General features: G+C 36.1%; 3 protein-coding genes and 1 pseudogene. All 4 read left to right on the top strand.

The features are described 5' to 3' along the window. Positions 1-70: 70 nt before the first annotated feature. Positions 71-1,462: pseudogene (locus tag WOCAOBSORBRA_RS05730) on the top strand (ankyrin repeat domain-containing protein); the annotation flags it as partial. After that, positions 1,459-3,282, top strand: a complete 1,824-nt coding sequence (locus WOCAOBSORBRA_RS05725; protein WP_174516127.1) for a phage terminase large subunit family protein — start codon at positions 1,459-1,461, stop codon at positions 3,280-3,282. The pseudogene WOCAOBSORBRA_RS05730 and the gene WOCAOBSORBRA_RS05725, both read left to right, overlap by 4 nt. Positions 3,283-3,285: 3 nt before the next feature. Further along, a complete protein-coding gene (locus WOCAOBSORBRA_RS05720; RefSeq protein WP_114517459.1) occupies positions 3,286-3,510 on the top strand; it encodes a gpW family head-tail joining protein in 225 nt (74 codons plus the stop codon). Further along, positions 3,507-3,707, top strand: a complete 201-nt coding sequence (locus WOCAOBSORBRA_RS05715) for a hypothetical protein (RefSeq protein ID WP_174516126.1) — start codon at positions 3,507-3,509, stop codon at positions 3,705-3,707. Before WOCAOBSORBRA_RS05720 ends, WOCAOBSORBRA_RS05715 begins: the two co-directional genes overlap by 4 nt. The last annotated feature ends 32 nt before the right edge of the window (positions 3,708-3,739 follow it).

Raw genomic sequence — 3,739 nt, 5'->3', positions numbered from 1 at the left:
AATATACAGACTTACAACTTTTGGTTGGTAATACCATAATGGAAATTTATCATTCATTTTAGAAAATACTATACATTGTGCTATAGAGTTTGACGAGTTGAGCATGGTGGATCTGCTGCTTACGAAAAAGAATATCAATCCTTTTGTAGAAGATAATGATGGCAAAACATCTCTTGATTACGCCAAAGAAGGGAAAAAAGCAGAAATATTACAAGCGTTAATTAATAACAAGTACGGGTCAGAACAAGATAGCTTACTTCATTTAGCTGCAATGATAGGTGAAATTAATGCAGTGAGATATTTGATCAGAAAAGGTATTAACGTTAATGTACGAAATGCTTTGCATCATACGCCATTACATCTAGCAGCAGGGATAGGACATGCAGAAGTTGTAAAGATTTTGATAAGAGAAGGAAATGCTGAAATCGAGGTTTTTGATGCACGAAATCAGACACCGATGCACTATGCAGTTAACAACAAAAAATTGGAGATAGTAAAGTTATTACTGGAGCTAGGAGCAGATGTAAATAGCGCACGTGTAGGACAAAACTCGATGAAATTATCACCTGTTCATATAGCTGTAAGTAATACTAATTACGATGAAAGAGACTTATGTCTTGATATCCTCAAATGCTTAATAAAGGAGCCTAATGCTCAAGTCAACTTGCAAGACTACGAAAGTAAAACACCACTACATTACGCTGAAAGACTTAAAACAATAGAAGTTTTACTAACGCGAGAAGATATAGACCCTATGGTAAAAGACGATAGCGGCAAGACACCATTTGATTACGCTAAACCTGAGATAAAGAAGGCTTTGATGAGTAATAAATACGGTTCTGAAAAGAATAGTCTACTACATTTAGCTGCACAAAGAGGAGAAATTGAGCTTGTAGAGTCTATCTTAAAAGAAGAAATCGATATTGATATTGTAAATAATAAAGGTTTATCACCGGTTTACCTTGCTGCGGAAAAAGGGCATTTACATGTAGTAAAGTTATTGCTGAAAAAAGGAGCAAATTATACACCTGTTTTACATTTAGCAATTAAATCAAACAATTTAGAGTTACTTAAAGTTTTATTTACTGAAAAAAATGGTGCATTGATCTGCAGAGATACCGTTATTAATTTTCCAACCCTTCATAATAAATATATAGCACAGAGAGAAATAGCAGATAAAAGGATGAAAAAACATAATAATATTATCTGCATCTGTATTACAGTTAGCGCAGTAGCAATGGCAGCATATATAGGTTTAACAGCAACAACAATAAGCAGTGCAATCATTTTTGCAACAACAACAGGGATATTTGCGCTTATTATAGCACTAATGATAAGTGAGATGAGCAAAAGATATATAGAAAAGGAATTTCAGAAAAAGATGTTTATGGAATTGGAAGAGTGTAGTTCTACTGTTAATGATGTTGAGATAGAACCAATTATGAGTAGATGCAGACAATGATATACGCCACATCTTTTTCTGAAGGTTTAAAACCAGATCCAGAGCTTAAAGTATCAGAGTGGGCAAATAAGTATCGAGTTTTAGCGCCAACTGCAGCATCAGAGCCAGGTAAATGGAGAACAGAAAGAACTCCTTATTTAAAAGAAATCATGGATTCACTTTCTCCATCCTCACCAGCAGAAAAAGTAGTATTCATGAAAGGAGCGCAGATTGGGGGAACAGAAGCTGGTAACAATTGGATTGGCTACATCATAGATCAGACTCCTGGTCCAATGCTGGTAGTACAGCCAACAGTTGAAATGGGAAAACGTTGGTCAAAAGGAAGATTTGCGCCGTTAATAGAGAGTACGCCATGTTTAAAGAGTAAAGTAAAAGACCCAAGGTCAAGAGACTCAGGCAATACTGTACAAAGTAAGGAATTTCCAGGTGGAATAGTAGTAATAACCGGAGCAAATAGCAGTGTAGCACTGAGATCTATGCCAGTAAAATATCTCTTTCTTGATGAAATAGATGCCTACCCAGGAGATTCAGGAGGTGAAGGAGATCCAGTTTTACTCAGCATAGCCCGTACTAATACATTTGCACGGCGAAAGATTTTTTTAGTATCAACACCAACGATTCATGGAATAAGCAGAATTGAGAAAGAATTTGAAGCAACAGATAAGAGATATTTTTTTGTACCATGTCCATATTGTAATTACTATCAAGTTCTAAAATGGTCACAAATAAAATGGGAAAATAACGACTCAAGAACAGCACACTATATATGTATAGAATGTGGTAAAAAGATAGAAAATCATCAAAAGACAGAGATGCTTGAACGTGGAGAATGGAGGCCTACTAATAGAGTAAAAGGTGAGAAAAAAGGATTTCATCTTTCAAGTCTTTATAGTCCAGTTGGCTGGTATAGCTGGACTCAAGCAGTAGAAGATTTTCTCCATGCCAAAGAAAGTGAACAATTACTAAAAGTATGGATAAATACTACGCTTGGAGAAACCTGGGTAGACAAAGGAGAAGTACCAGATTGGAAGCAATTATTTAACAGGAGAGAATTTTTTTCCGTAGGCACAGTACCTAGGAGAGAAGTGGTGCTTACTGCAGGAGTAGATGTCCAAAAAGATCGTTTAGAAGTAGAAGTTGTAGCATGGGGAAAAAGCCGCGAAAGTTGGTCAATAGAATACCGAGTATTTGAAGGTGATATTGGAAGAGGAGAAGTATGGGGAAAACTCTCTGAGCTCTTAAATCATCATTTTATCGGTGAAAATGGTCTTGAATACATGATAAGTATGATGGCGGTTGATGCTGGGTATGCGACACAAGAAGTATACAATTGGGTAAGAGGTCATCAAGGCTCTGGAAGAGTAATGGCAGTGAAAGGTGTAAATAAAGCTCTAGTACCACTTAGCAGCCCAAGTAGAGTAGATATAACAGTTGGTGGTCAAAAGCTAAAAAGAGGAATAAAGCTCTGGCCAGTGGGAGTATCGATTTTGAAGTCAGAACTTTTTCAATTACTTAATGTTTTAAAGGACGGTGAAGAAGCTCCAGCAGGATATTGTCATTTTCCCGAGTATGCACCTGAATATTTTAAGCAGCTAACGGCAGAGCAATTAGTCAGCAAAGTAGTAAAAGGTTATACCAAACAAGAGTGGCAAAAGGTAAGAGAAAGAAATGAAGTATTAGACTGTAGGATTTATGCAAGAGCAGCATCGATAGCACTGGGAATAGATAGATGGCCAGAGAGTAAATGGAATAGTTTAAGTGAAAAACCAGAAAGTAAAAAATCAAAGAAAATAGTGAAAAGCAAATGGATCAGCGAGTAGTAAATGTATAACGAAGATTATCTAATTCAAGTTGAACAAGCAATAAAGAAGCTTCAGAGTGGCGAAAGAGTGGTATCAATTGCATATGGTGACCATGTGGTGAGATATGCTGAAGTTCAGATAAATGATTTGCTCAGCCTCAGACAACGCATCAAAGGTGAACTAAAGATTGCTGGAATGAAGCCTAAACGAAAGATTATTTTTGCAACAAATAAAGGAGTTATATGAGGGAAAATTTTCTGAGAAAAGTTGTAAAAGAGGAATATTCTGAATTTTTAGAGCAATTAAAAACTTTTATAAAACTATGGGAGAATAGAGAGAGTCCAGTAAATGGAATAATAGATTTGTCACATTGGCAAGAAAATGTGAATTTTAAGCTAAGACCTGCTGCGAATCAAGCGATAAAAAGAAGGAAAGGAGGGTGACTAAAATGAAGGTTAACTAAAAGGCGTGCTTA

The organism is Wolbachia endosymbiont of Cardiocondyla obscurior (assembly GCF_902713635.1).
In the GTDB taxonomy this organism is placed as follows: domain Bacteria; phylum Pseudomonadota; class Alphaproteobacteria; order Rickettsiales; family Anaplasmataceae; genus Wolbachia; species Wolbachia pipientis.
Note: the sequence above shows the minus strand (reverse complement) of the source record. Positions and strands in the feature narration are given on the sequence as shown.